This window comes from Streptomyces sp. NPDC030143 (assembly GCF_055573695.1).
Genome location: NZ_JBVIAY010000009.1, coordinates 51268 through 76290 on the forward strand (window position 1 = coordinate 51268; position 25023 = coordinate 76290).

Annotated in this window: 20 protein-coding genes; 13 read left to right on the forward strand and 7 right to left on the reverse strand. The window is 74.0% G+C overall.

Features of this window, described 5'->3' with window-relative positions; translation table 11 throughout:
* The first annotated feature begins 569 nt into the window (after positions 1–569).
* The 7 genes from ACZ4YY_RS17590 (at position 570) to ACZ4YY_RS17620 (ending at position 11933) form a co-directional block, all read left to right on the forward strand.
* Positions 570–2246, forward strand: coding sequence for an NAD(P)/FAD-dependent oxidoreductase (locus ACZ4YY_RS17590; RefSeq protein WP_468290340.1), 1677 nt, complete (start codon positions 570–572; stop codon positions 2244–2246).
* A complete protein-coding gene (locus ACZ4YY_RS17595) occupies positions 2243–3712 on the forward strand; it encodes an ATP-binding protein (protein ID WP_468290343.1) in 1470 nt (489 codons plus the stop codon). The genes ACZ4YY_RS17590 and ACZ4YY_RS17595 overlap by 4 nt, the downstream gene beginning before the upstream one ends.
* Positions 3709–4062: a UBP-type zinc finger domain-containing protein gene (locus ACZ4YY_RS17600; RefSeq protein WP_468290346.1), complete on the forward strand. Its 354-nt coding sequence runs from the start codon at positions 3709–3711 to the stop codon at positions 4060–4062. The genes ACZ4YY_RS17595 and ACZ4YY_RS17600 overlap by 4 nt, the downstream gene beginning before the upstream one ends.
* A 157-nt stretch (positions 4063–4219) precedes the next feature.
* Positions 4220–7252 (forward strand): helix-turn-helix transcriptional regulator, encoded by a 3033-nt coding sequence (locus ACZ4YY_RS17605; protein WP_468290349.1) that lies wholly within the window; start codon positions 4220–4222, stop codon positions 7250–7252.
* 108 nt (positions 7253–7360) lie between these two features.
* Positions 7361–8725: a CAP domain-containing protein gene (locus ACZ4YY_RS17610; protein ID WP_468290352.1), complete on the forward strand. Its 1365-nt coding sequence runs from the start codon at positions 7361–7363 to the stop codon at positions 8723–8725.
* Between the two features lie 344 nt (positions 8726–9069).
* The gene (locus tag ACZ4YY_RS17615) at positions 9070–10029 is read left to right on the forward strand and encodes a threonine/serine dehydratase (RefSeq protein ID WP_468290354.1); all 960 of its coding nucleotides are present in this window, start codon (positions 9070–9072) and stop codon (positions 10027–10029) included.
* Positions 10030–10286: 257 nt separating this feature from the next.
* Positions 10287–11933 carry a protein kinase domain-containing protein gene (locus ACZ4YY_RS17620; RefSeq protein ID WP_468290923.1) on the forward strand — a complete coding sequence of 549 codons (1647 nt, stop codon included), beginning with the start codon at positions 10287–10289 and terminating at the stop codon, positions 11931–11933.
* Between the two features lie 25 nt (positions 11934–11958).
* Here ACZ4YY_RS17620 and ACZ4YY_RS17625 read toward each other — a convergent pair whose 3' ends face one another.
* Positions 11959–13407, reverse strand: a complete 1449-nt coding sequence (locus ACZ4YY_RS17625) for a serine hydrolase domain-containing protein (RefSeq protein WP_468290357.1) — start codon at positions 13405–13407, stop codon at positions 11959–11961.
* Positions 13408–13482: 75 nt separating this feature from the next.
* Here ACZ4YY_RS17625 and ACZ4YY_RS17630 point away from each other — a divergent pair, with 75 nt between their 5' ends.
* The gene (locus tag ACZ4YY_RS17630; protein WP_468290360.1) at positions 13483–14454 is read left to right on the forward strand and encodes an LLM class F420-dependent oxidoreductase; all 972 of its coding nucleotides are present in this window, start codon (positions 13483–13485) and stop codon (positions 14452–14454) included.
* A gap of 81 nt (positions 14455–14535) precedes the next feature.
* On the opposite strand, the gene ACZ4YY_RS17635 is transcribed toward ACZ4YY_RS17630, so the two are convergent.
* Positions 14536–15033, reverse strand: coding sequence for a DUF6328 family protein (locus tag ACZ4YY_RS17635; RefSeq protein WP_468290363.1), 498 nt, complete (start codon positions 15031–15033; stop codon positions 14536–14538).
* Positions 15034–15123: 90 nt separating this feature from the next.
* Positions 15124–16107 carry an aldo/keto reductase gene (locus tag ACZ4YY_RS17640; protein ID WP_468290367.1) on the reverse strand — a complete coding sequence of 328 codons (984 nt, stop codon included), beginning with the start codon at positions 16105–16107 and terminating at the stop codon, positions 15124–15126.
* A 135-nt stretch (positions 16108–16242) separates the two neighbouring features.
* Here ACZ4YY_RS17640 and ACZ4YY_RS17645 point away from each other — a divergent pair, with 135 nt between their 5' ends.
* Positions 16243–17964 carry a cholesterol oxidase substrate-binding domain-containing protein gene (locus ACZ4YY_RS17645; RefSeq protein ID WP_468290370.1) on the forward strand — a complete coding sequence of 574 codons (1722 nt, stop codon included), beginning with the start codon at positions 16243–16245 and terminating at the stop codon, positions 17962–17964.
* A 137-nt stretch (positions 17965–18101) separates the two neighbouring features.
* Here the strand turns inward: ACZ4YY_RS17645 and ACZ4YY_RS17650 are convergent, their stop codons facing one another.
* A complete protein-coding gene (locus ACZ4YY_RS17650) occupies positions 18102–19313 on the reverse strand; it encodes an FAD-dependent monooxygenase (RefSeq protein WP_468290373.1) in 1212 nt (403 codons plus the stop codon).
* A 353-nt stretch (positions 19314–19666) separates the two neighbouring features.
* Here ACZ4YY_RS17650 and melC1 point away from each other — a divergent pair, with 353 nt between their 5' ends.
* The 3 genes from melC1 (at position 19667) to ACZ4YY_RS17665 (ending at position 21471) form a co-directional block, all read left to right on the forward strand.
* On the forward strand, positions 19667–20083 hold the full coding sequence (melC1, locus tag ACZ4YY_RS17655) for an apotyrosinase chaperone MelC1 (protein WP_468290377.1): 417 nt from the start codon (positions 19667–19669) through the stop codon (positions 20081–20083).
* A 33-nt stretch (positions 20084–20116) separates the two neighbouring features.
* Positions 20117–20941: a tyrosinase MelC2 gene (melC2, locus tag ACZ4YY_RS17660; protein WP_468290380.1), complete on the forward strand. Its 825-nt coding sequence runs from the start codon at positions 20117–20119 to the stop codon at positions 20939–20941.
* A gap of 77 nt (positions 20942–21018) precedes the next feature.
* Positions 21019–21471: an SRPBCC family protein gene (locus ACZ4YY_RS17665; protein ID WP_468290383.1), complete on the forward strand. Its 453-nt coding sequence runs from the start codon at positions 21019–21021 to the stop codon at positions 21469–21471.
* Positions 21472–21498: 27 nt separating this feature from the next.
* On the opposite strand, the gene ACZ4YY_RS17670 is transcribed toward ACZ4YY_RS17665, so the two are convergent.
* The 3 genes from ACZ4YY_RS17670 to ACZ4YY_RS17680 all read right to left on the reverse strand — a co-directional run bounded on the left by ACZ4YY_RS17670 (position 21499) and on the right by ACZ4YY_RS17680 (position 23665).
* Positions 21499–22209, reverse strand: coding sequence for a ribonuclease H family protein (locus tag ACZ4YY_RS17670; RefSeq protein ID WP_468290385.1), 711 nt, complete (start codon positions 22207–22209; stop codon positions 21499–21501).
* Positions 22210–22258: 49 nt separating this feature from the next.
* On the reverse strand, positions 22259–23056 hold the full coding sequence (locus ACZ4YY_RS17675) for a VOC family protein (protein ID WP_468290387.1): 798 nt from the start codon (positions 23054–23056) through the stop codon (positions 22259–22261).
* 126 nt (positions 23057–23182) lie between these two features.
* A complete protein-coding gene (locus ACZ4YY_RS17680; protein ID WP_468290390.1) occupies positions 23183–23665 on the reverse strand; it encodes a VOC family protein in 483 nt (160 codons plus the stop codon).
* Positions 23666–23788: 123 nt separating this feature from the next.
* On the opposite strand from ACZ4YY_RS17680, the gene ACZ4YY_RS17685 reads away from it, so the two are divergent.
* Entirely contained in the window at positions 23789–24997 is a 1209-nt protein-coding gene (locus ACZ4YY_RS17685; protein WP_468290393.1) for an epoxide hydrolase family protein, read from the forward strand.
* Positions 24998–25023 lie beyond the last annotated feature (26 nt).

The window sequence follows — 25023 nt, forward strand, 5'->3', positions numbered from 1 at the left end:
CGCTGCCTCCCCAGTCGTGTCCGATGCGTCGGCCCCAGTCTTCACCAAGCCGGCCCGACAGGACCTCGGCAGGGGGCGGCTCGTCGTCGACGCGGCCGGTCCGGTCGCCCCGGGGCGCCGTGGGCCGCGGCCCCGAGCCGGGCCGGGGCCGGCGAGGCGGCCGACGAGACACGGATCCGGTCGGCGCCGGACCGGCTGCCCGGCCCGCTCCTCGCGCCCGCCCCGGAGCCCAGGACGATCAGGAACGGTCCGCCTCCCGGACGTCCGTCCGGACGTCCGGGAGGCGGACGTGAGCGGCTCCCGGCGCCGGGCGCCCGGCACGCGGACATGGGCCGCGGCGAGCGGACAAGGGCGGACGCCGGCCGACCCCGAGGGCGACGCGTCCGACGTCCTGCGCGCCCACCGGGGCCGGCACGCCCCTCGCCTTGCCCGTGCGCGCCCCGCGGTGTGCCGGGAGCGCACCGTCTTCCGCCCGCCGGGGCGCACGGAGCGGATCGACCATACGATGGCCACAGCCGGCGCGGGGTTTCGCCGTGCCGCGAGTCCTGACCACTCGGGGTGGGAGACGTATGGCACAGGCCGCCGAGACAGCGCGGACCGTCATCCTGACCGTGGACGACGACCCGGGGGTCTCCCGCGCCGTCGCCCGTGACCTGCGGCGCCGCTACGGCGCCGCGTACCGGATCGTGCGCGCGGAGTCCGGGGAGTCCGCACTGGAGGCGCTGCGCGAGCTGAAGCTGCGCGGGGACCTGGTGGCGGTGATCCTCGCCGACTACCGCATGCCGAAGATGAACGGCATCGAGTTCCTCGAACAGGCCCTGGACGTGTACCCGGGCGCGCGGCGGGTGCTGCTGACCGCGTACGCCGACACGAACGCGGCGATCGACGCGATCAACGTCGTCGACCTCGACCACTACCTGCTCAAGCCGTGGGACCCGCCGGAGGAGAAGCTCTACCCGGTCCTCGACGACCTGCTGGCGGCCTGGCGCACCAGCGACCACCGGCCCGTGCCCAGCACGAAGGTGGTCGGACACCGCTGGTCGGCCCGCTCCTCGAACGTGCGGGAGTTCCTGGCCCGCAACCAGGTGCCCTACCGCTGGTACTCCGCCGACGAGCCCGAGGGGCGGCGGCTGCTGGCCGCGGCCGGGGCGGACGGGCAGCGGCTGCCGTTGGTGATCACCCCGGAGGGGGAGCCACTGGTGGAGCCGGACGCGCCCGAGCTCGCGGCCCGCGTGGGGCTGGCGACGACACCGACGGCCGACTTCTACGACCTTGTGGTGATCGGCGGCGGCCCGGCAGGGCTCGGCGCGGCCGTGTACGGGGCGTCGGAGGGGCTGCGCACCGTGCTCGTGGAGCGGTCGGCGACCGGCGGGCAGGCCGGACAGAGCTCGCGGATCGAGAACTACCTGGGCTTTCCCGACGGCGTGTCCGGGGCGCAGCTCACCGACCGGGCCCGGCGCCAGGCCGCCAAGTTCGGCGCGGAGATCCTCACCGCGCGCGAGGTGACCGGGCTGGAGGTCAACGGGGCCGCGCGGGTGGTGCGGTTCTCCGACGGATCGGCGGTCGCCGCGCACAGCGTGATCCTGGCGACCGGCGTGTCGTACCGGCAGTTGCGGGCGCCGGGCTGCGAGGACCTGACCGGCTGCGGGGTGTTCTACGGGTCCGCGCTCACCGAGGCGGCCTCCTGCCAGGGGCAGGACGTGTACATCGTCGGGGGCGCCAACTCGGCCGGGCAGGCGGCGATGTACCTCGCGCGGGGCGCCAAGTCCGTGACGCTGCTGGTGCGCGGCGCTGACCTGTCGGCGTCCATGTCGCACTACCTGATCCAGCAGATCGAGGAGGCGCCCAACATCTCGGTGCGCTGTCACACGGTCGTCGAGGCCGCGCACGGCGACGGGCGCCTGGAGCGGCTCACGCTGCGGGACGTGGTCAGCGGGGAGAGCGAACGCGTGGACGCCCAGTGGATGTTCGTGTTCATCGGCGCGGCCCCGCTGACCGACTGGCTGGACGACACCGTGCTGCGCGACGAGCGCGGGTTCATCCTGGCCGGGCCCGACCTCACCCCGGACGGGCGGCCGCCGGCCGGCTGGGAGCTGGACCGGCCGCCGTACCACCTGGAGACCAACGTGCCCGGTGTGTTCGTGGCGGGCGACGCCCGCGCCGAGTCCGCCAAGAGGGTCGCGTCCGCCGTCGGAGAGGGAGCCATGGCCGTGATGCTCGTCCACCGGTACCTGGAGCAGTCGTGAGCGGACAGCCGATGCCGTGCAGCCCCGGCGAGATCAGCTCGCTGTTCCTGTTCGAGAAGCTCACCCCCGAGCAGCTCGGACGGCTGTGCGCCGAGGGGCGGGTGGAGCGCTTCGACGCCGGTCCGGTGTACACCGAGGGCGATCCGGCGACCTGCTTCTACGTGATGATCGAGGGCACGGTGGTGCTGTACCGCCGGGTCGGCGGCGACGACGTCGAGGTCAGCCGGACCTCCCAGCGCGGGGTGTACTCGGGTGCCATGCAGGCCTACCTGGGCGACCGGGTGCCGCAGGTGTACACCAACTCGATGCGGGTGACGGAGCCGACGCGGTTCTTCGTGCTGCCCGCGCAGTCGTTCGCGGACATCATGCGGGAGTGGTTCCCGATGGCCGCCCATCTGCTGGAGGGGCTCTTCTTCGGCTCGAAGAACGCCCAGCGGGCCATCGGGCAGCGGGAACGGCTGCTGGCGCTGGGCTCGTTGTCCGCGGGGCTCACGCACGAGCTGAACAACCCCGCGGCGGCGGCCGTGCGGGCGACGGCGACGCTGCGGGAGCGGGTGGCGAAGATGCGGCACAAGCTCGCCGTGATCGCGCAGGGCCCCTACTCGCGGGAGGCTCTCGCGGACCTCATCGAGATCCAGGAGCGCACCGCCGAACGGGTCGCGAAGGCCCCGGTGCTCAGCCCGCTCGAGGCGTCCGACCGCGAGGACGAGCTGACCGACTGGCTCGACGACCACGGCATCCAGGAGGGCTGGCGGCTCGCGCCGACGTTCGTGCAGGCCGGGCTGGACGTGGACTGGCTGGAGCGGGTCGCGGCCGCCGTCGACGAGGACATCCTGCCGGGGGCGGTCGGCTGGCTCAACTACACCGTCGAGACCGAGCTGTTGATGGACGAGATCGACGACTCCACCACCCGCATCTCGCACCTCGTCGACGCCGCCAAGCAGTACTCGCAGCTCGACCGCGCCCCCTTCCGGGTCGTCGACGTGCACGAACTCCTCGACAGCACCCTGCTGATGCTGTCCGGGAAGATCGGGCAGCGCATCCGCGTCGTCAAGGACTACGACCGTACGGTGCCGGACGTGCCGGCCTATCCGGCGGAGCTCAACCAAGTGTGGACGAACCTCGTCGACAACGCCGTCCACGCGATGGGCGGCACCGGCGGGGAGGGCACCCTGACCGTGCGGACGGCACGGGAGGGCGACCGGCTGCTGGTGGAGTTCCGCGACACCGGTCCGGGCATTCCGCCGGACGTCCGGGGCCGCATCTTCGACCCCTTCTTCACCACCAAGCCGGTCGGCGAGGGCACCGGCCTCGGGCTGGACATCTCGTGGCGGATCGTCGTCAACAAGCACCACGGCAGCCTCCAGGCCGAGTCCGTGCCCGGCGACACCCGCTTCCAGGTCCTCCTGCCGCTGACCGTCCCCGGGTCCGCCGGGGAAACCGATCCCGTCGAGGAGCCCGTATGACCGACGTCCACGCGATCGACCCGAGCGTCCCGCCCAGCGGCACCGGCTGCGTCGAGTGCGACGCGGCGGGCGGCTGGTGGTTCCACCTGCGGCGCTGCGCGACCTGCGGTCATGTCGGCTGCTGCGACTCCTCCCCCGCCCAGCACGCCACCGCCCACTGGAAGGCCACCGGGCATCCGGTGGTGCGCAGTTTCGAGCCGGGCGAGGAGTGGTTCTGGGACTACGACGGCGACGAGCTGTACGAGTCGGGGCCGCAGCTCGCGCCGCCGGCCAGCCGGCCGGCGGACCAGCCGGCGCCGGGCCCGGCGGGACGGGTGCCCGCGGACTGGGCGCGCTCCCTGCACCGCTGACCCCCGCCCGGGCACGGCCGACACACCGCCGGCCCCCGCCACGGGCACGGCCGACACACCGCCGGCCCCCGGGCCGCGGCCGCTGCACCGCTGACCCACCCCCCGGGAACACCCCACCGCACCACCGGCCCGTGCCCGGGTCACGGCCGCACCCCAGGTGGCGGGCCGCGTCGTCGGTGCCGCGTGCCAGGATGGGGCCGTGCCCCAGACAGCGTTCGCCACTGTGTTCATCGGCCGGGACGAGGAAGTCGCCCGGCTCACCGGCGTGCTGGAGCGCGCCCGGCCCGGGGAGGCGCGCGCGGTGCTGCTCGCCGGTGACGCCGGCGTCGGCAAGACACGGGTGCTGGACGAGGCCGCCGCGCGGGCCGCGCGCTCCGGGGCGGCCGTGTTCACCGGCCACTGCGTCGACCTCGGTGACGTCGGCCTGCCCTACCTGCCGTTCACGGAGATCCTCGGCGCGCTCGCCGGGGACGAGCGGTTCGCGGCCGTCCTCGCCGCGCATCCCGTGGCGGACCGGCTGCTCGGCGGCGGCGCGGACGACGCGCCCGACGCGGAGGGCCCCTCGACGCCGTCCGCCGGTGCGGGAGGGCGGCTGAGGCTGTTCGAGGGGATGGCGGGCCTGCTCGCCGACCTGGCGGACATCGCGCCGCTCCTGCTGGTGCTGGAGGACCTGCACTGGGCCGACCAGTCCTCCCGGGACCTGTTGAGGTTCCTGCTCAGCCGGGGCGTGCTGCAGCGCTCCTCGGGCGGTGCGCCCGCCCACCGGCTCGCGGTGCTGGCCTCCTACCGCGCCGACGACCTGCACCGCCGGCACCCGCTGCGCCCGCTGCTGGCCGAGCTGGTGCGCCTGCCGGGTGTGGAGCGGCTGGAGCTGCGGCCACTGGCGGACGCCGAGGTGGCCCGGCTGGTGCGGGCGTTGGAGGACCGCCCGCTGCCGGAGGCCACGGTGCGCCGGATCGTGGAGCGTGCCGAGGGCAACGCCTTCTACGCGGAGGAACTCCTCGCGGCGACCGACCCGGAGGCCGGCGGGGTGCCCAGCGGGCTCGTCGACGTGCTGCTGATCCGGGTGGAGCAGTTGTCCGACACCGCCCAGCAGGTGCTGCGCACCGCGGCCGTGGCCGGCCGGCGCGTGGAGCACGACCTGCTGCGGGACGCCGTCGGGCTGCCGGAGGACGAGCTGGAGTCGGCGCTGCGCGAGGCCGTCGGCCGGCAACTGCTGGTGCCCGGCGACCGCGACACGTACGCCTTCCGGCACGCCCTCGCCCGCGAGGCGGTGTACGCGGACCTCCTCCCGGGTGAACGGGCCCGGCTGCACGGCGCGTTCGCGCGGCTGCTGGCCGGCCGGGGGCAGCGGGCCGAGACCGCCGCGGAGCGCGCCCACCACCACCGCGAGAGCCATGACCCGGCAGCGGCGCTCGCGGCCTCCCTGGAGGCCGCCGACCACGCCCAGCGGGTGGGGGCGCCCGCGGAGGAGCTGCGCCATCTGGAGGCCGTGCTGGACCTGTGGGACGCGGTGGACGCCTCCGCCCGCCCGTCGGCCGGGGGGACGGGCCGGGTCACGCTGATGCTGCGCGCCTCGGCGGCGGCCGCCCACGCCGGGGAGGCGCACCGAGCGGTCTCGCTGACCCGGGCCGCGCTCGCCGGGGTGGACCAGGACGCCGACTCCGAACTCGCCGCGCGGGTGCGTTACACGCTCGCCGGGAACCTCCTGGGGGTGGACAGTCTCACGGCCGCGTTCGGCTACAGCAGCGAGGCGCTGGCGATGATCCCCGCCGAGCCGCCCTCGCCGACCTGGGTGTGGGCGGCGGCCACGCACGTCCTGGCGGCCCGTCACGTCGGGGAGTCGCGGACCGCGCTGCTGGTGGCCCGGCGGGCGCTGCGCGTCGCCGAGGAACTGAGGGTGACCGACGCCCAGGCGGACCTGTTGATCTCGCTGGCCCTGCTGGAGGGGGACGGCCGCCGTTCTCCCGAGGGCCGGGAGCGGCTGAGGGAGGCCCGGGAGCTGGCCCGGCGCTCGGGCAACGCCCCGGTGGAGATGCGGGCCCTGTTCAACCTGGCCATCGGCTGCTACGAGGCGGGCGAGCCGGAGGAGTGCCTGCCGTGGCTGGCCGAGGGCCTGGAGCGCGCCCGCCGGGCGGGACTGCTGTCGTCGCCGTACCCCATGGAGATGCGGTACCTCCAGGTGCTGCTGCTGCACACGCTGGGCCACTGGGACGAGTGCGTGGCGACGGCTGCCGCGGAACGGGCCGAACTGCCCTCCGACGGCGGGTACACGACCGGGCCCGCGCTGTACGTCGCGCTGGCGCGCGGTGAGGCGGGGGCCGTCGAGCGGGCCCGGGCGCTGCTGGAGGGGCCCTTCGACTGGATGGCGACGCTCGTCGCGGGCATCGTGCTGACCGACGCGGCGGGTCTGCGCGGCGACGCCGAGGCGGCGGTGGCGCAGGTGCGGTCCTCGGTCGAGGCGCTCACCGACGACGCCGGCACCCGTCCGGACGTGACGGTGCGGCTGTGCGCGCTGGGCCTCGCGCCCGTCGCCGACGCGGCCGTTCGGGCGCGGGGCGCCGGGGACGAGGACACCGCCCGCCACTGGACGGTCGTCGCGACCGAACTCCTGGACCTGGCGCGGGTGTCGGCCGAGCGGGGCCAGACAGGTGTGCCGCAGGGCCCGGAGGGACGCGCCTGGCTCGCCCGTGCCGAGGCGGAGCGGGCGCGTGCCGCCGGTGAGCCGGACGTGACGGCGTGGGAGCGGGCGGTGGCCGGGTTCGACCACGGTGACGTGTACGAACGGGCGCGCTGCCGACTGCGCCTGGCCGAGGGCCTGTTGGCGGCCGACCGGCGCGAGGAGGCCGCCGTCGAGGCCCGCGCGGCCCGCGAAGCGGCGGTACGGCTGGGTGCCGGGCCGCTGGTGCAGCGGGTGGACGACCTGATACGGCGGGGCCGCCTCGCGGACGGCGCGTCCGGCCGGGAGGGGCCGGCGGTCCTCACGGCCCGCGAGCGGGACGTGCTGCGGCTGCTCGCCCTCGGCCGCAGCAACCGGCAGATCGGCGAGGAGTTGTTCATCAGCGGCAAGACGGCGAGCGTCCACGTGTCCAACATCCTCGCCAAGCTGGGGGCTGCCAGCCGTACGGAGGCGGTGGCGATCGCCTATCGCGAGGGACTGACTCCAGCGGGCGGCGGAGCGTCGGCCTGAGGGGACCGGGGGTGGTGCGCCGCGGTGGCCGCGGGAACCCGGCGTCGCCGCCGGGCGTTGTCCGGGAGAGGCGGCCGTGAGGGCCGGCGGCGACACCAGGGCGGCAGGATGAGCGAGTTGGTCCCCGGGGGCAATGTGCCCCTCCCGGGCGGCGCCCTGACCGTCCGGGTACCCGGGCCCTTCGACGTCTGCGCGCTGGTCACCGACGACAGCGGCCGCGTCGGCGGCGACGGCGACTTCGTGTTCTACAACCAGCCGTCGGCCCCGGGGGCCCGGCTGCGGGGCGACATCCTCACGCTGGATCCCGCCCGGCTGCGGGCCGGCGCCACCCGGGTGACGGTGATCGTCAGCGCCGCCGAGCTCGGCACCCCCCTGGCCCGTCTCCCCGCCCTTGCCCTGCACGTCACCGACGCTCGGGGCCGCCCGCTGGCCCGGTTCGCGCCGCCGCCCGCGCGGCAGGAGACGGTCCTGCTGCTCGCGGAGGTCTACCGGCGCGGCGGAGGGTGGAAGCTGCGGGCGCTCGGGCAGGGCTACGCGGACGGACTGGCGGGCCTGGTCCGGGACTTCGGGGTGGACGTCGTCGCGGACGGGGACGGCCCGGCGCCCGTGCCGACCCGGAGACGCGCCGCCGGCCACGCCGTGCCTGCCGCCCCCACCTCCCTGCCCGCCGGGCCTCCCGCCCACTCCCCCGCCCCTGACCCGGACGGCTTCCTCGCGCTGGTCAACCCCGCCCGGGCCGCGGCGGGTTCGCCGCCCGTCGCCCTGGACGCCCGCCTGGCCGCCGCGGCACGCGAGCACGCCGCCGCCATGGCCGCGGCCGGACGGCTCGGCGGTGAGGGCGCGGACGGCGTCTCGGTGCACCAACGGGTCACGGCCGCCGGCTACGCCTACCTGAGCGTGGGCGAGCACCTGGTCTCCGGGCCGCGCACGCCCGCCGAGTTCGTCGCGTACTGTCTGCGCACCGATCAGGCCGGTCGCACCCTGCGCGACGCGTCGTTCACCCACACCGGTCTGGGGCACGGCACCGACCCGCGCACCGGCGACACCTACTGGACCGCGGTGTGGGCGAGACCGCTCACCCCGGACGGCCTGGCGCGGACGGAGGGGCGGGTGGTCGAGCTGACCAACCGTGAGCGGGCGCGGGCCGGGCTGCGTCCGCTCGCCCCGGACCCGCTGCTCGCCACGGCCGCGCGGGCGCACTGCGCCGACATGGTGGCGCGGCGCTTCTACTCCCACACCTCCCCCGAGGGCGGTCAGCCCTGGGACCGGGCGGCCGCGGCCGGCTCGACGCGGCGGACCATCGGCGAGAACATCGCGTGCGGCCAGCGCTCCCCCGCCGAGGTGGTGGAGGGCTGGATGAACAGCCCCGGCCACCGCGCCAACATCCTCAAGCCCGCCTTCACCCACATCGGCGTCGGCTTCGCGGGCGGCGGCCCGGCGGGTACGTACTGGACGCAGCTCTTCGGCGCCTGAGACCTCCGAACAGAAGGGGAGGCCGGGTCGCGGCGTCCGGCACGCGCGCTCAGCGCGTCGCCGAAAGCCCCTGGTAGCTCCGCTACGAGGAGCTTCCCGCGCCTTGCGATCGCACGCACCGGACGCCGCGACCCGGTCGGCCTCCGGAGCTCCGAGCGGGTGCGGCCGTCGGCGTGCCGGGGGACGGCCGCTGGTGCGGCGGGGTCTGGGACGCGGAGCCGCCACCCCGGCGGCCCTGGCCGCCCACGCGTCGGGTGCGCGCGGAACGCGGTTGACCTGGGCGCGCGCGGCAGGACAGGGTCGAGGCGGCGCGTCGGGGCCGGCGTGCCGGAAAGGTGGTCACTGTGATCGGCATCTCGGACATCGAAGGCGCGGCGGAGCGGATCGCCGGGCACGTCGTCCGTACCCCCACCCTCCCGAGCCCGGGGCTGTCGGGGCTGCTCGGTGTCCCGGTCACCGTGAAGCTGGAGCTGTTGCAGCGCACCGGTTCCTTCAAGGCGCGCGGGGCGACGGCGAAGCTGCTGTCGCTCGGGGAGGCCGAGCGGGCGGCCGGGGTGGTGGCGGTCAGCGGGGGCAACCACGGGATCGCCGTCGCGGTCATGGCCGCCGCCCTCGAGGTCAAGGCCACGGTGGTGATGCCGCGTTCGGCGCCCGCCCGCGCGGTGGAGATCGCCGAGGAGGCGGGCGCGTCGGTGCGGGTGACGGACGACATGGACGGCGCGTTCTCGCTCGTCACCCGGCTGCGGGACGAGGGTCTGACGCTGGTCCACCCCTTCGACGACCCGGTGGTCGTCGCCGGGCAGGGCACGGTCGGACTGGAGTTCGCCGAGGACGCGGGCGAGGTGACGGACGTCCTGGTCAGCATCGGCGGCGGTGGGCTGATCGCCGGGGTGGCGGCGGCCCTGCGCGCCCGGCGGCCGGACGTGCGGATCTGGGGCGTGGAGACGGAGGGCGCCGAGGCGATGTCCGAGGCGCTGACGGCGGGCGGTCCGGTGCCGGTGCGGTTGTCGTCCGTCGTCTCCACGCTGAGCGCGCCCGCCGTCGCGCCGCTGACCTACGAGCACGTCCGCGCACAGGTGACCGAGGTGCTGGTGGTGCCGGACCGGGAGGCCGTGCGGGGTTGTCTGGAACTCGCCGAGCACGCGAAGGTGTGGACGGAGCCGGCCGCCGGGTGTCTCCTCCCGGCCGCCCGGCGGGTCGTCGACCAGGTGGGCGCCGAGGTCCGGCTGGGTCTGGTGGTCTGCGGCGGCAATGCGACGAGCGTGGACATGATGTCGTGGGTGGAACGCTTCGGGCTGCGCTGAGTGAAGGAAAAGGCCGAGGGGGCGGTTCACGCACGGAATGGACCGCCCTCCGGCGGGGCTTTCCGGCCACCCCCGCGGAGATGTTTACCGCTGGTTACACCCCCGGTCGGCCCGACGTCATTTCTTTTGGTCGCACATTTGCTCGGCATTTCTTGAATGAAAGACAGGAATCGCACCGGAGTTGCGGTTCCCTTGAACGGACCCCCTCACGCCGGTCGTACCACTGGGAAAGGTGAGTTCCGGTGGTTCAACGAGGGATGACCATGGTCAAGGCGCACGTCTCCACAAACGAGTTGGTCGCCGGACGCTACCGGCTCCTCGACGTCGTCCACCAAGAGACCAACCGCGTCAGCTGGTACGGCGAGTACGCCGAGGAGGCGCTGGGGGTGCGGCCCTGTCTCGTCACCCGGATCGGTCTGCCCGCCGGCCTCACCGCGGAGGACGCCGGACAGACCGCCGACCGCGTGGTGCGGATGTCGGAGACGATGGCCCAGGTGTGTCCCGGCCGGGTCGCCACCGTCCTCGACGCCGTCGCGGAGGACGGCTTCCTGTGGACCGTCACCGAGTGGATAGACGGGCTGGCGCTGGGTCAGCTGCTCGAACAGAAGGGGTGGTTCCGGCCCGACCGGGCGGCGGCGATCGCGCTGGAGCTGCTCGACGTGCTGGAGGCAGCGCACGGCGAGGGCATCACCCACGCCGAACTGAGCCCGGGTCAGGTGTTCGTCCGAGCGCGCGGGCCCGTCGTCGTCACCGGGTTCGGACTGGCCGGCGCGACGCTCGCGCCCCGTCTGGCGGCGCCGTCGTACGCCTCCCCCGAGCAGGCGCGCGACGAGCGCATCGGGCCCGCCGCCGACCTGTGGGCGCTGGGCGCGATCCTCTACACGATGGTCGAGGGCCGGCCGCCGTACCGGGACCGCGACCGGCCCGAGGCCACGCTGAGGGGGGTGGACCGGCTGCCGCTGCGCACGCCCGTGCGCACCGGTGCGCTCACCGCGACCGTGCAGGGGCTGCTGCGCAAGGACTCGCGCGAGCGCCTCACCCGGCCGGTGGTGCGCCAGGCCCTCACCCGTGCCCTGGACGGGGATCCGCACGCGGCGGCGACGCACCCGACGCGGCGCACGTACGCCCTCGCCCGGCTCGTCGGCCCGCGGTGGAGCGGCCGGGCGATGGCCGCCGGTACGGCTCTGGCCGTCGTCACCGTGGCCGTCGCCGCGCTGGCCGCGACGGGCCAGCTGCCCGGCACGGACGACACGGCGTCCGAGGGCGCCCAGGCCCGGCCCTCCGCGTCCCCGACCCCGCCCGGCGACGACGTCGGCGACAGAGTGCCCGTCACGCCGACACCGGCCGTGACGCCGACCCCCACCCCCACCCCGCCGGCCTCCTTCTCGCCGCCCGCCGCGTCCCCCTCGCCCTCCCCCACGGCCTCCTCCGGCGCCCTGCCGGCCGGGTTCCGCCGCTACGCGGCTCCCGAGGGCTTCTCCGTCGCCCTGCCCGAGGGCTGGGAGCGGCTGGAGACCTCACGGGGTGCCGACGGCTCGTACCGCGTCACCTTCGGTGCGGACGACGACCCGCGCACCCTCGCGGTGACCTACAGCGAACGCGTCGGTCCCGACCCGGTGACCGTGTGGCGGGACGACGTCGAGCCCCATCTGCGCCGGCTGGACGGCTTCCGGCGTGTCGGCGCCATCGAGGCGACCACGTACCAGGGGTACGAGGCCGCCGACATGGAGTGGCTCGTGGGCGTCGGCGACGAGCGGGTGCGCACCTTCGGCCGCGGATTCCTCCTCGGTGACCACCGCGGCTTCTCGCTGCGCTGGACGACACCGGCCGCGGACGCGGACGACGCCGGCAACCGGCAGGCCCTCGCCACCTTCCTGCACACCTTCCGGCCGGGCACCGGCTGACGGGCGCGCGCCCGCGGCCGTGGGTTCAGGTCCGCGGTGCCCGGGGCGCGCGCAGGGAGCGCAGCGGGCCGCCGTGCAGCGGCTCGGTGTCCCAGCGCGCGGTGAACGTCCGGTCGGGGAGCGAGCACGTCACCCGCAGCCGGTGCGGGGTCTCCAGGAACACCACGTCCACGGCGAGAGTGTCGCGGTCGGTCCAGCCGCCGCTGACCGCGGTGGGCACCGGCTCCTCGGTCACCCGCCAGCCCCCGGTGCCCGGCCGCAGGGCCAGCGGCCGGCCGTCGTCGGTGAGGGTCAGGGCCCAGCCGTCGGCGTCGGCCGTGACCGCCGCGCCGGTCAGCGTCGGCAGGCCGGGCCGGACGCCGCCCCGCGGAGTGAACTCCGCCGCCGACCACGGTGCGGTCCGCCCGGGTGGCGCGGGGGCGCCGGTGGCCGGCGGCAGGGCGAGGTGTGCCAGGCGCTCGGCGAGGACCGTCTCGGCGTCGTCCGGGCCGGTCGGCGCGGCGGGGCGGAAGGCGGGCAGCAGGTGCCGCCAGACGAGGTCCAGCAGCGCCTGCATGTCATCGGTCGCGGCGGTCAGGGCGATCACCGCGTCCTGCTCGGGCAGAACCAGGCAGAACTGGCCGTAGGCGCCGTCGCCGCGGTAGCCGTGGCGGGAACGCCAGAACTGGAAACCGTAGCCGCGGTCCCAGTCCTGCCGGTCGGCCTCGTCCATGGCGCCGGCGGTCGGGACGTGGGCGCGGGTCGCGTCGGCGATCCACTCCCGCGCCAGCAGCCGCTCGCCCTCCCAGACCCCCTCGGCCAGGAGGAAAGCGCCGAGGCGGGCGATCGCGCCGGTGGTGGCGTGCAGACCGCTGAAGCCCAGTTCGCGGCCGCGACGGTCGGTCAGCCAGCCGACGGCGCCGACGCCGAGCGGGTCCAGCAGGCGGGGCCGCAGGTAGGCGCTGAGCGGCAGGCCGGTGACGCGCTGGAGGATCGCGGCGAGAGTGTAGGTGGCGGGCTGGTTGTAGGCGAACACCGTGCCCGGGTCGCGGTCCGGCGGCACCAGCAGGAAGCCCCGGACGAGTTCCTCCGGGTCGAGCGCCCATGCCCGCTCGTAGGTCTCCGCCTCGTGTCCGCTGGCCATGGCCGCCACGTCGCGCACGCGCATCGCCCGGCTGCGCGGGTCGGTGATGTCGGCCCGGAACTCCGGGAAGTACGAGACCACGGGATCGTCGAGCCGGATCAGTCCCTCGGCGACGGCGAACCCGGCGGCCGTCGAGGTGAAACTCTTGCTGAGCGAGTACAGCAGCTGGGGCCGCTCGGCGGTGTAGGGAGCCCACCAGCCGGCGGCGACGACGTGACCGTGGCGCAGCACCATCAGGCTGTGCGGCTCGATGGTCCCCGCCGCTTCGACGGCGTCGAGGAAGGCGAGGACACCCGAGGCGTCGACGCCCTGGGCGGACGGGGTGCTCGTGGGCAGCGGACGCGCGTTCATGCCCCGCATCTTTCCCCACCGGCGGCGGATCGCGGCGGCCTGTTTCCGGCGCCGCTCGTCGGGGACTCGGGCAACATGGTGCGAATCGGATACACGATGATGACCGAACAAGCCGGCCCTCGTGACCTGGTCGGCCATCTGGTGGGCGCCGAGGCCGCCGGCTTCGACTTCTCGGTGACGTCGGACCACTACTCGCCGTGGCTGCGCTCCCAGGGCCACTCGCCGTACGCGTGGAGCGTGCTCGGCGCCGCCGCCCAGGCGACGTCGCGCATTCCGCTGATGACCTATGTGACGTGTCCTACCTTCCGCTACCACCCGGCGGTGGTGGCGCAGAAGGCCGCGACGATGCAACTGCTGTCCGAAGGGCGGTTCCGGCTCGGCCTCGGGTCGGGCGAGAACCTCAACGAGCATGTCGTGGGCGGCGGCTGGCCGTCCGTGGACGTGCGGCACGAGATGCTCCAGGAGGCGGTCGAGATCATCCGCGCCCTGTTCGAGGGCGGCCATGTGAACCACCGGGGCCGGCACTTCGACGTCGAGTCGGCCCGGTTGTGGGACCTCCCCGACCAGCCGCCTCCCCTCGGCATCGCCGTCTCCGGCGAGCAGTCCTGCAAGCTCGCGGGCCATCTCGCCGACCTGGTCATCGCCACCGAGCCCAAGGCGGGCCTCCTCGAGGCGTTCGACCGGCACGGCGGCGAGGGCAAGCCGCGCGTGGGGCAGTTGCCGGTGTGCTACGACCCCGACCGGGACACGGCCGTGAAGCGGGCGCACTCCCAGTTCCGCTGGTTCGGCAGCGGCTGGAAGGTCAACTCCGAACTCCCGCATCCCGACGCCTTCGAGGCGGCCACCCAGTTCGTGACCCCCGACGACGTCTCCGCCTCGATCCCGTGCGGCGACGACCCGGACGACTTCGTCGAGGCCGTACGCCCCTACGCGGAGGCCGGGTTCACCGAGATCGCCCTCGTGCAGATCGGCGGCGAGTCGCAGGACGCGTACCTGGACTGGGCGAAGTCCACCCTGCTGCCGGCGCTGCGCGAGGCGTTCGCGTGACCCCGGCGCCGCCGCCCGCCCCGGCCGACGGCGGCCGGGGCGGGCGGCGGTGTCACGGGTCGCCGGCCGGGACGCTCGGCGTCACCGGGACGTGTAGCGGTGGCGGGTCCACAGCGGGACACCGAACCAGAACAGCAGGTACCAGGCGACCACGCAGGCGACGAGGTAGGGCACGTAGCCGTCGTGGGTCGCCACCCGCAGGATCAGCAGCAGGGCCGAGGTCATGGTCGCGAGCAGCAGGACCAGACCGATGAAGGTCATCCGGGAGGCCCAGGTGACCGCCTGCGGTTTCACCCACCGCCCGGAGACCAGCCGATGCAGGGACACGGGACCTATCAGGGCTCCGGTGGCGCAGGCGCCCAGGACGACGGTGATGATGTAGATCACCTGGTCGGTGTCCGTGAGCTCCGCGTAGCGCGGTGTGAACACGACGGTGAGGAGGAAACCGAAGAGGATCTGCACGCCCGTCTGCGCGACGCGGACCTCCTGGATGAGCTCCCCCCACATCCGGTCGGCTCTCTCCTCCTCGGTCTCGTTGCGCCCTCTGCGCCGCTCGACCCCCGCTGCCGTCTCTGCCACCTGTCCTCCCCGGTTCGAGTGAGTGTGCGATCTACTCCCCGGCGAGTACCCCGTGATCGGCGTTTTTCTCCGCCGGCCGCGGGGACGGCACTACCAGCGTCCCTCGACCTGCTCCTTGATCCGCCGCTCGTACAGGTCCCCGATCGCCGCCAGCGTCTCCTCGGAGAGGTCCGGCAGTCTTGCCGCGGCCGCGTTGGCGCGGGCCTGCTCGGGCGAGCGGGCGCCGGGGATCACGGTGGTCACGCCGGGCTGCTGGATGATCCAGCGCAGCGCCAACTGGGCCGGGGTGTACCCCTCGGGGGCGAGGGCGGCGAACTCGACGGCGGCGTCGACGCCGGTGGCGTAGTCGACGCCGGAGAACGTCTCGCCCTGGTCGAAGGACTCACCGTGCCGGTTGTAGGTGCGGTGGTCGTTCTCGGGGAAGACGGTGTCCTTGGTGTACTTGCCGGACAGCAGACCGGAGGCGAGCGGGACCCGGGCGATGATGCCGACGCCGGCCTCGCGCGCCGCTGGGAGCACCTCGGCCAGGGGCTTCATGCGGAAGGGGTTGAGGATGATCTGCACGCTCGCCACGCCGGGGCGGGCGATCGCGGTGAGGGCCTCGGCGCAGGTCTCCACGCTGACGCCGTAGTGGGCGACGCGCTCCTCCTCGACCAGGGTGTCGAGGGCGTCGAAGACCTCGTCGCTGGAGTAGACGGGGGTGGGCGGGCAGTGCAGCTGCACCAGGTCGAGGCGGTCGACGCCGAGGTTGCGGCGCGAGCGGTCGTTCCAGGCGCGGAAGTGGTCGAGGACGTAGTTCTCGGGGATCTGTTCGACGCGGCGGCCCATCTTGGTGGCGACCATGACGTGCAGGTCGGGCCTGCTGCTGAGGAAGGTGGCGATGGTCTGCTCGCTGCGTCCGTCGCCGTAGACGTCGGCGGTGTCGAAGAAGGTCACTCCCGACTCGGCCGCCGCCTCCAGAACCGTCAGTGCCCGCTTGTCGTCGACGTCTCCCCAGTCGGCGCCCAGTTGCCAGGTGCCGAGGCCGACGACCGATGCGTGCTGACCAGACCTACCGAATTCGCGCTCGTCCATGGTGTCAGTCTGTCATTCGCCGCCCCCGCGCGCGGAGCCGGACCCTCCGACCCGGTACGGCCCCGCGTTCACCCGCACGGGTGATCGTGTTCGACTGTCGCGCCACCGCCGTCGGCGGGCGCCTAGCGTGGAGCCGTGACCGATCGTTCAGTGAGCAACTTTCCGTCGGAAGCGTCCGCCTGGTCCCGTCGCGGGTTCCTGCGCACCGCGGCCGCGCTGGCCGCCGTGCCCTGTCTGGTCGCCGCGGATCCGGCCGTCGCGGCGGCGGAGCTGCCGGACTTCCCGGACGGGGTGCCCCTCTCCCGTACTGCGTACCGCAACTGGGACGGCGAGATCACCGTCACCGGGCTGTGGGCGTGCGCGCCCGACGGCCCGGGTCAGGTGGTCGACGTCGTCAACTGGGCGTGGCGGCACGGCTGGACCGTGCGGGCCCGGGGCGCCGCGCACGGCTGGTCGCCGCTGACGGTTCCGGAGGGGACACCGGCCGAGGCCCGCGTCCTGCTCGTCGACACCACCCCGCACCTGACCGGGCTGACGCTGGAGTCGGACGACGCGGTGCGCGCCGGCACCGGGGTCACGCTGGAGGCGCTGCTCACCTTCCTGGAGGGGCGCGGCCTCGGCGTCACGGCCTGTCCGGCCCCCGGGGACCTCACGCTGGGCGGCGCCCTGGCCGTCGACGCGCACGGCACCGCGGTGCCGGCGCGGGGCGAGGAACGGCCGGCGGGGCACACCTACGGCTCCCTCAGCAACCTCGTGCTGTCCCTGACGGCCGTGGTGTGGAACGCGGAGCGCGGCGCGTACGTGCTGCGGACGTTCACCCGCGCCGAGGCCGACTGCGCGCCGCTGCTCACCCATCTGGGGCGCTCGCTGGTCACCGAGGTGGTGCTGCGGGTGGGGGCCGACACGAACCTGCGGTGCGTGAGCCGTACGGACATCCCGGCGAGCGAGTTGTTCGCGGCGCCCGGTGCCGGCGGGCGGACCCTGGCGAGCTTCCTGGAGTCGGACGGGCGCGTCGAGGCGATCTGGTTCGCGTTCACCGAGTTCCCGTGGTTCAAGGTGTGGTCGGTGCAGCCGACGAAGCCGCTGACCTCGCGGCGTGTGGCGGCGCCGTACAACTACCCCTTCTCCGACAACGTTCCGAGGCCGGTGGCGGACCTCGCCGGGCGGATGGTGTCGGACGGCGCCTGGTACCTGGCGCCGGTGCTCGGCAACGCGCAGTCCGACGCGGCCGCGCTCGGGCTGGTGGCGACCCTGTCGGCGGACATCTGGGGGCCGTCGAAGAACACCCTGCTGTACCTGAGGCCGACGACGCTGCGGGTGCACGCCAACGGGTACGCGGTGCTGACCACCCGGGACGGGGTGCAGCGCGTCGTCGCGGAGTTCGCCGCTTTCTACCGGGAGCGGCTGAACGCGTACGCGGCCCTCGGGCGTTTCCCCGTCAACGGCTCGGTGGAGATCCGCGTCACCGGCCTCGACGACCCGGCGGACGTCGCCGTGGCCGGTGCGCGGACGGCGTCGCTGTCCGCGCTGCGGCCCGACGGGGACCGTCCGCAGTGGGACACGGCGGTCTGGCTGGACGTCCTGACCCTGCCGGGCACGCCGCACGCCGAGGCGTTCTACCGCGAGCTGGAGCGGTTCCTGCTCACGGCCTACGACGGCACGCACGCCCTCACCCGGGTGGAGTGGTCCAAGGGCTGGGGCTACACCGATGAGGCCGCCTGGAGCGACGAGGAGGTGCTGGGGACGGTCGTGCCGGCGTCGTACGGTGCGGCCTGGGGCGAGGCCGCGGACACCTTGGAGCGGCTGGACCCGCACCGGGTGTTCCGGGCGCCGTTGCACGGGCGGCTGTTCGGCTGAGGGGTCCTTGCACCATGCCCGCCCGGACCGCGCGGCCTGGCACCGCACCTCGCAAGGCGCCGGACCACGCGGCCTGATCAGGCGCTCATGGTGCAAGGACCCCTGAGGCTCGAACCGGCCGCGCCGCCGGGCGTCGCTCACCTGCGCGAGGCCAGGGTCCGGGCGTGCGTGGTGCGTGCGATCCTCGGGCCCAGCCAGCGCTTGAGGCGGCGCAGGGCCTCGAGCTGCCCCGCGGCACGGTCGAGCCGGTAGTAGAGCTGGGGCGGGACGTACGGCAGCAGGGGCGAGTGGCGCTGGCCGAGCAGGGCGAACATCTGCTCCGGGGGCAGGTCGATGTAGCGGGTCAGGCTCTCGTACCACCGGGCACTGTGGCGGGCGGCGCTCTGCGGGGACAGCAGGGCCGACCGGCGCTGCCGCTCGTAGCGGGCCAGGGCCTGCGGCAGGTCGGCGGCGCCGCGCAGGGCGTCGGCCAGCGCGAAGGCGTCCTCCAGGGCGAGGGTGGTGCCGGCGCCGATGGAGTAGTGGGTGGTGTGGGCGGCGTCGCCGAGGAGGACGAGGTTGTCCCGGTACCAGGTGCGGTTGGTGAGGGTGCGGAAGGTCAGCCAGGGGGTGCCGCCGTCGGCGGACGGGCGGCCGAGGAGCGGGTGACCGTCGAGGACGTGCGCGAAGAGCTTCTCCAGCCGGGCCGGTCCGTCGGCCTCCTCCGCCCGGTCCAGACCGAGTCCGGTCCAGGTATGCGGCGCGCACTCGATGACACAGGTGCTGCGCTCGTCGCTGAAAGGATAGCCGTAGCACCAGATCCAGCCGTGATCGGTCTCGACGAAGGCGAAGGTGAAGGAGTCGAAGACCCGGGTGGTGCCGAGCCATACGTAGGGGTTGCGGCCCTCCGTGAGCTCGGTTCCGAAGTGCTCGGCGTGGCGGGCGCGCAGGGCGCTGTGGACGCCGTCGGCCGCGACGACGAGGTCGGCGTCGGGCAGGTCGTCGGCGGTGACCTCGTGCTCGAACTCCAGGCGTACGCCCAGGGCTCGGGCCCGGTCGGCGAGGATCTCCAGCAGGCGGTGGCGGCCGATGCCGTGTCCCTCGTCGCCGGGCTGACGGGTGGACAGGTCGCGGATGTGGGCCACGCCGCGGTTCCAGCGGACGGAGCTCTCGTCGACGGCGCGCGCCGACTCGGGGTCGCGGGCGTGGAGTTCGTCGAGGAGGGCCCGCCAGTAGGTGACGCCCCAGCCGTAGGTCGAGCCCTCCGGGTTGCGCTCGTGGACGGTGATGTCGTGGGACGGGTCCTGCCGCTTGAGCAGGATCGAGAGATACAGGCCGGCGGGCCCGCCGCCGACGCAGGCGACCTTCACGCACACCCCTAGGAGTTACCAGTCGTGGTCAGTTGACGACGCAGGGTAGCAGTCGACGGGAGTCGCTTCGGGCACCCCGTCTTCAGAATTCCGTCACTTTCTCCACGTGAGCTGCACCACCGGCCACGCGGCCGCACGCCAAAGACCACCGGAAGGATCGATCCCAGGGCAAGGAATTGCCCGTTCCGGCTCACCCGTGCCCTCTCCGCGGCAAGATCATCTTCGTTCAACTTTGCATGACATGTGATTGATTGTCCGGATCACAGCCAACCCGAAGGGAGGGATTTCTCCGCCCGTTCGACGGGCGGATAGGCATGCGGGGTCGTCAACCCCACGGACCCGGGAGGTCCCGCATGTCCCCACTCACCCGTCGCCGTGCGCTCACCGCCGCGGCCGCCCTCACGGCCGCGGCCGGCGCCCAGACCGTCGCCACGTCCGCCGCCACCGCCGCGCCGCCCACCGCCGCGCCCACCGCCCCCGCGGCCGAGGGCCACCACCACGGCTCCCCCGCGTCCTTCGACGAGGTCTACAAGGGCCGCCGGATACAGGGCCGCCCCACGAGCGGGGGCGGCGACCACGGGGGCGGTCATCACGGCACCGGCTACGCCGTGTTCGTCGACGGTGTGGAGCTGCACCTGATGCAGAACGCCGACGGCACCTGGATCAGCGTCGTCAGCCACTACGACCCGGTGCCCTCGCCGCAGGCGGCCGCGCGCGCCGCCGTCGACGAACTCCAGGGCGCCAGGCTGCTGCCCTTCCCCGCCAACTGACCACCGCCGCACGCACACCGGGAGCACCCGCACATGACCGTCCGCAAGAACCAGGCGTCCCTGACCGCCGACGAGAAGCGCCGCTTCGTCGCCGCCGTCCTCGAACTCAAGCGCAGCGGCCGTTACGACGCCTTCGTCACCACGCACAACGCCTTCATCACGGGCGACACCGACAACGGCGAGCGCACCGGCCACCGCTCGCCCTCCTTCCTGCCCTGGCACCGCAGATATCTGCTGGAGTTCGAGCGGGCGCTGCAGTCGGTGGACGCGTCGGTGGCGCTGCCGTACTGGGACTGGTCCGTGGACCGCACGGCGCGGGCGTCGCTGTGGGCGCCGGACTTCCTCGGTGGCTCTGGGCGCAGCCGGGACGGCCGGGTGACGGACGGCCCGTTCGCCGCGTCCACCGGCAACTGGCCGATCAACGTGCGGGTCGACGGGCGGGCCTTCCTGCGACGCGCGCTGGGGGCGGGTGTCCGGGAGCTGCCGACGCCCGCCGAGGTCGAGTCGGTGCTGGCCATGGCGACGTACGACATGGCGCCCTGGAACAGCGCCTCCGACGGTTTCCGCAACCACCTGGAGGGCTGGCGGGGCGTGAACCTGCACAACCGGGTGCACGTCTGGGTCGGCGGCCAGATGGCCACCGGTGTCTCCCCCAACGACCCGGTGTTCTGGCTGCACCACGCCTACGTCGACAAGCTGTGGGCCCGGTGGCAGCGCAGGCACCCGGGGGCCACGTACGCGCCGGCCGCGGGGACGCCGAACGTCGTCGACCTGAACGAGACCATGAAGCCCTGGAACGACACCTCGCCGGCCGACCTGCTCGACCACACCGCCCACTACACCTTCGACACCGACTGATCACCGTCGCGGTTCGCCCCGCAGGTCACGGGTACCCCGGGCGGCACGTACCCGAAGACAACGAAGAGGAGACGACCGTGACGCAGGTCGAGGAATCCATCGAGGTCGGTGTCCCGGTACACACCGCCTACAACCAGTGGACGCAGTTCGAGACGTTCCCTGAGTTCATGAGCGGGGTGGAGCGCGTCGAGCAGCGCACCGACACGCTCACGCACTGGGTCACGGACGTGAACGGTGTGCACCGCGAGTTCGACGCGGAGATCACCGAGCAGATCCCGGACGAGCGGGTCGCCTGGACGACGGTCGCCGGCGAGTCCCGGCAGGCCGGCGTGGTGACCTTCCACCGTCTCGACGACGACCACACCAAGGTGATGCTCCAGCTCGACTTCGAGCCGGAGGGCATCGCGGAGACCGTCGGCGACAAGCTGGGGTTCGTGAAGCGGCAGACGAAGGGCGATCTGAAGCGGTTCAAGGAGTACATCGAGGAGCGCGGCCACGAGACGGGTGGCTGGCGCGGCGCGGTCACCTGACCGCCACGGTCACCTGACCGACCACGGTCACCCGGCGGCCGCCGTGCGGCACTCCGGGTGGCCCCAGCCCTGATCGTTCTTGGCGATCGGCTCCCCGGCCGCGTACGCGCGCCCGCAGACACAGCGGCCGGGGAACTTGGCCTTGATCGTGCGGGCCGAACCTCCGCCGGACCGCCGGGGCGTCGTGCCCCCGGCGGTCCGGCGGCGTGTGCCACCGCCGGCGGACGGGGTGTCGGGCGAGGGCGGCGGCTCGGGTGAGCCGAGTTCGCTGCCCGCGGGCTGCTGGGCACTCGCCGCCTGGCTCGCGGCGCGGTCGGCGAAGTCGTTGAGCGGGTCGCCGTCCACCTGGTGGGCGGGGACGTACCGGAAGTCGACCTCGCGGCCGTCGAGCAGTTCGTCGATGCGGACGACCAGGTCCTGGTTGGCGACCGGCTTGCCGGCGGAGGTCTTCCAGCCGTTGCGCTTCCAGCCGGGCAGCCAGGTGGTGACGGCCTTCATGGCGTACTGCGAGTCCATGCGGATCTCCAGCGGCACGTCCGGTTCGGTCGCCGCCAGCAGGCGTTCCAGCGCGGTGAGTTCGGCGACGTTGTTGGTGGCCCGGCCGAGCGGGCCCGCCTCCCAGCGGCCCGGGGCCTCCCGGCCGTCGGAGATCACCCAGGCCCAGGCCGCGGGTCCGGGGTTGCCCTTCGAGGCCCCGTCGCAGGCGGCCACCACACGTTCACGCATGCGCACGATCATGCCACGGTCCGACGGTGCGCCGGCCACGGTCCCGGTGCCGGGCGCTCCCCTAGGAGACGTCCGTGGTCTGCGGCATCTCGCCCTCGGTGGTACCCGTGTCGATCACGGAGAAGTTCGCGCCCTGCGGGTCGGTGAGGGCGGCGAACCGGCCGAACGGGGTGGTCATCGGACCGAACTGCACGGTGGCGCCGAGCTTGGTGGCCCTGGCGACGGCGTCGTCGCAGTCGGGCACGGTGAAGTAGACGTTGATGAACGAGGGGACCTCGGGCGGGATGTCCTCGGTCATCCTCATCCGGCCCAGCAGCGGGCGCTCGCCGAGGTCGTAGAGGCGGAAGTCCATCTGTCCGTCCTCCATCGTCTTCTGGCCGTAGCCGAACACGGCGGCGAAGAACGGGTCGGCCTTCTCGGGCTCGCGGGTGAAGACCTCGGCCCAGGCGTACGCGCCGGGAGTGCCCATCGTGTCGAAGCCCTCGTGGGTGCCGGCCTGCCACACGCCGAAGACCGCACCGCTGGGTTCGCGGGCCAGGCACATGGAGCCGAGGTCGCCGACCCGCATCGGTTCCATCAGCACCTCGCCACCGTTCTCGCGGATCTTCGCCGCGGTGGCGGCGGCGTCCTCGGCGGCCAGGTAGAGGCACCACTGGGACGGGCCCTCCTGCCCGGGCATCGGCGGGACGACGGCGGCCACCGCCTTGCCTTCGGCGTAGGCCTGGGTGTAGTTCCCGTACTCCGACGACGCCTCGCCGAAGGTCCAGCCGAGGACGTCGCCGTAGAAGCTCTTGGCCCCCTCGACGTCGCCGAACATCGCGTCGGCCCAGCAGGGGGATCCCTCAGGTTGCACGGCCATGGCGGCGGCCCTTCCGGTGAGTCGGGTGGTCCGTTTCCTCACGCTAGCCACCCCCGCGCGGCCGCGCGCGCCGAAGGCCGCGGCGCCCTGGGCGGGCGCCGCGGGCAGCTTCCGGCGCCGGCTCTCCTACTCCCCCTCGTAGGCCTTCTCCAGGGCGGCGATGTCGATCTTTCCCATGGAGAGCATGGCCTTGGTGGCGCGGGCGGCCCTCTCCCGGTCGGGGTCGCTGACCATCCGGATCAGCGCCGTGGGGACGACCTGCCAGGACACGCCGAACCGGTCCTTGAGCCAGCCGCAGGGGCCGGGCGTGCCGCCGCCCTCGGTGAGCCTGGCCCAGTAGTGGTCGATCTCCTCCTGGTCGGCGCAGTCGATCTGGAAGGAGATCGCCTCGGTGAAGGTGAACTCCGGGCCGCCGTTGAGCGCGACGAACGTCTGGCCGTTGGCGGTGAAGTCCACGGTCACCACGGACCCGGCGGGGCCCGGGCCGGCCTCGGTGTAGCGGACGACGTCGCCGACGGCGGAGTTGTCGAAGACCGACACGTAGAAGTCGGCCGCCTCCTCGGCCCGGCCGTCGAACCAGAGGCAGGTGGTGAATCCGTCGGTCATCATGGGTTCCTCCTGGAACGGGGAGCGCGGTCGTAGGTGTCGACCGGCCGGAGGCCCGGAACTCATCGCTGGGGCCGCCGGATCATCCGAACGGCCCGACGGCGGCGCCCCACTAGCATCCGGACCATGACGTTCTCCACCGCCGACCGCGGCATCCGGCCCTTCCGCATCGACGTACCGCAGGCCGACCTCGACGATCTCCACGATCGCCTCGACCGGACCCGGTGGCCCGAGGGACTGCCCGCCACGGGCTGGGCGTACGGCGTGCCCACGGACTACCTGCGCGAGCTGGTCCGGTACTGGAGGCACCGGTACGACTGGCGGGCGGCCGAGGCGCGGCTGAACGCGTGGCCGCAGTTCACGACCACGATCGACGGGGCGAACGTGCACTTCGCGCACATCCGCTCGCCCGAGCCGGACGCCACGCCGCTGGTGATCACCCACGGCTGGCCGGGGTCGGTCGTGGAGTTCCTGGACGTCGTGGGCCCCTTGGCGGACCCGGCGGCGCACGGCGGGGATCCGGCCGACGCCTTCCACGTCGTCGTGCCGAGCATTCCGGGCTTCGGGCTGTCCGGGCCTGTCGCGGACAGCGGCTGGGAGGCGGGCCGGGTCGCGGACGCGTGGGCGGAGCTGATGGCGCGGCTCGGCTACGAGCGGTTCGGGGCGCAGGGCGGTGACTGGGGTGCGGCGATCTCCCGCGAGCTGGGGCGGGCCCACCCCGACCGGGTCGTCGGCGTCCACCTCAACCTGCTGCCCGGGGCACAGGCCACCCGGGAACCCACGGCCGGCGAACTGGACGCGCTGAGCCCCGGGGAGCGGGAGCGGACGCTGACCTCGTGGCGCCGGTGGGCCGCGTTCTCGGCGGAGGGCATCGGCTACTACCACCAGCAGGCCACCCGGCCGCAGACCCTGGCGTACGGGCTGAGCGACTCGCCGGTCGGTCAACTCGCCTGGATCGTTGAGAAGTTCCGGGAGTGGACGGACAGCGAGGAGCTGCCGGAGGAGGCCGTCGACCGGGACCGGCTGCTGACCAACGTGATGCTGTACTGGCTGACCGGGACGGCCGGGTCGTCCGCGCGGATCTACTACGAGCGGCAGCACACGACCGCCGGACGGATCGCCGCGCCGCGGGAGCCTTCGCGCGTGCCGACCGCGCTCGCGCTCTTCCCGGCGGAGCCGCAGATCCCGCTGCGCCGCAACGCGGAGCGCACGGAGAACCTCGTCCGGTGGACGGAGTTCGACCGCGGCGGGCACTTCGCGGCGATGGAGGAGCCGGACCTGCTGGTCGGCGATGTCCGGGCGTTCTTCCGGCAGGTGCGCGAGGCGGGGGCCTGACCGCTCTGCCCTCGGCGAATCTGCCG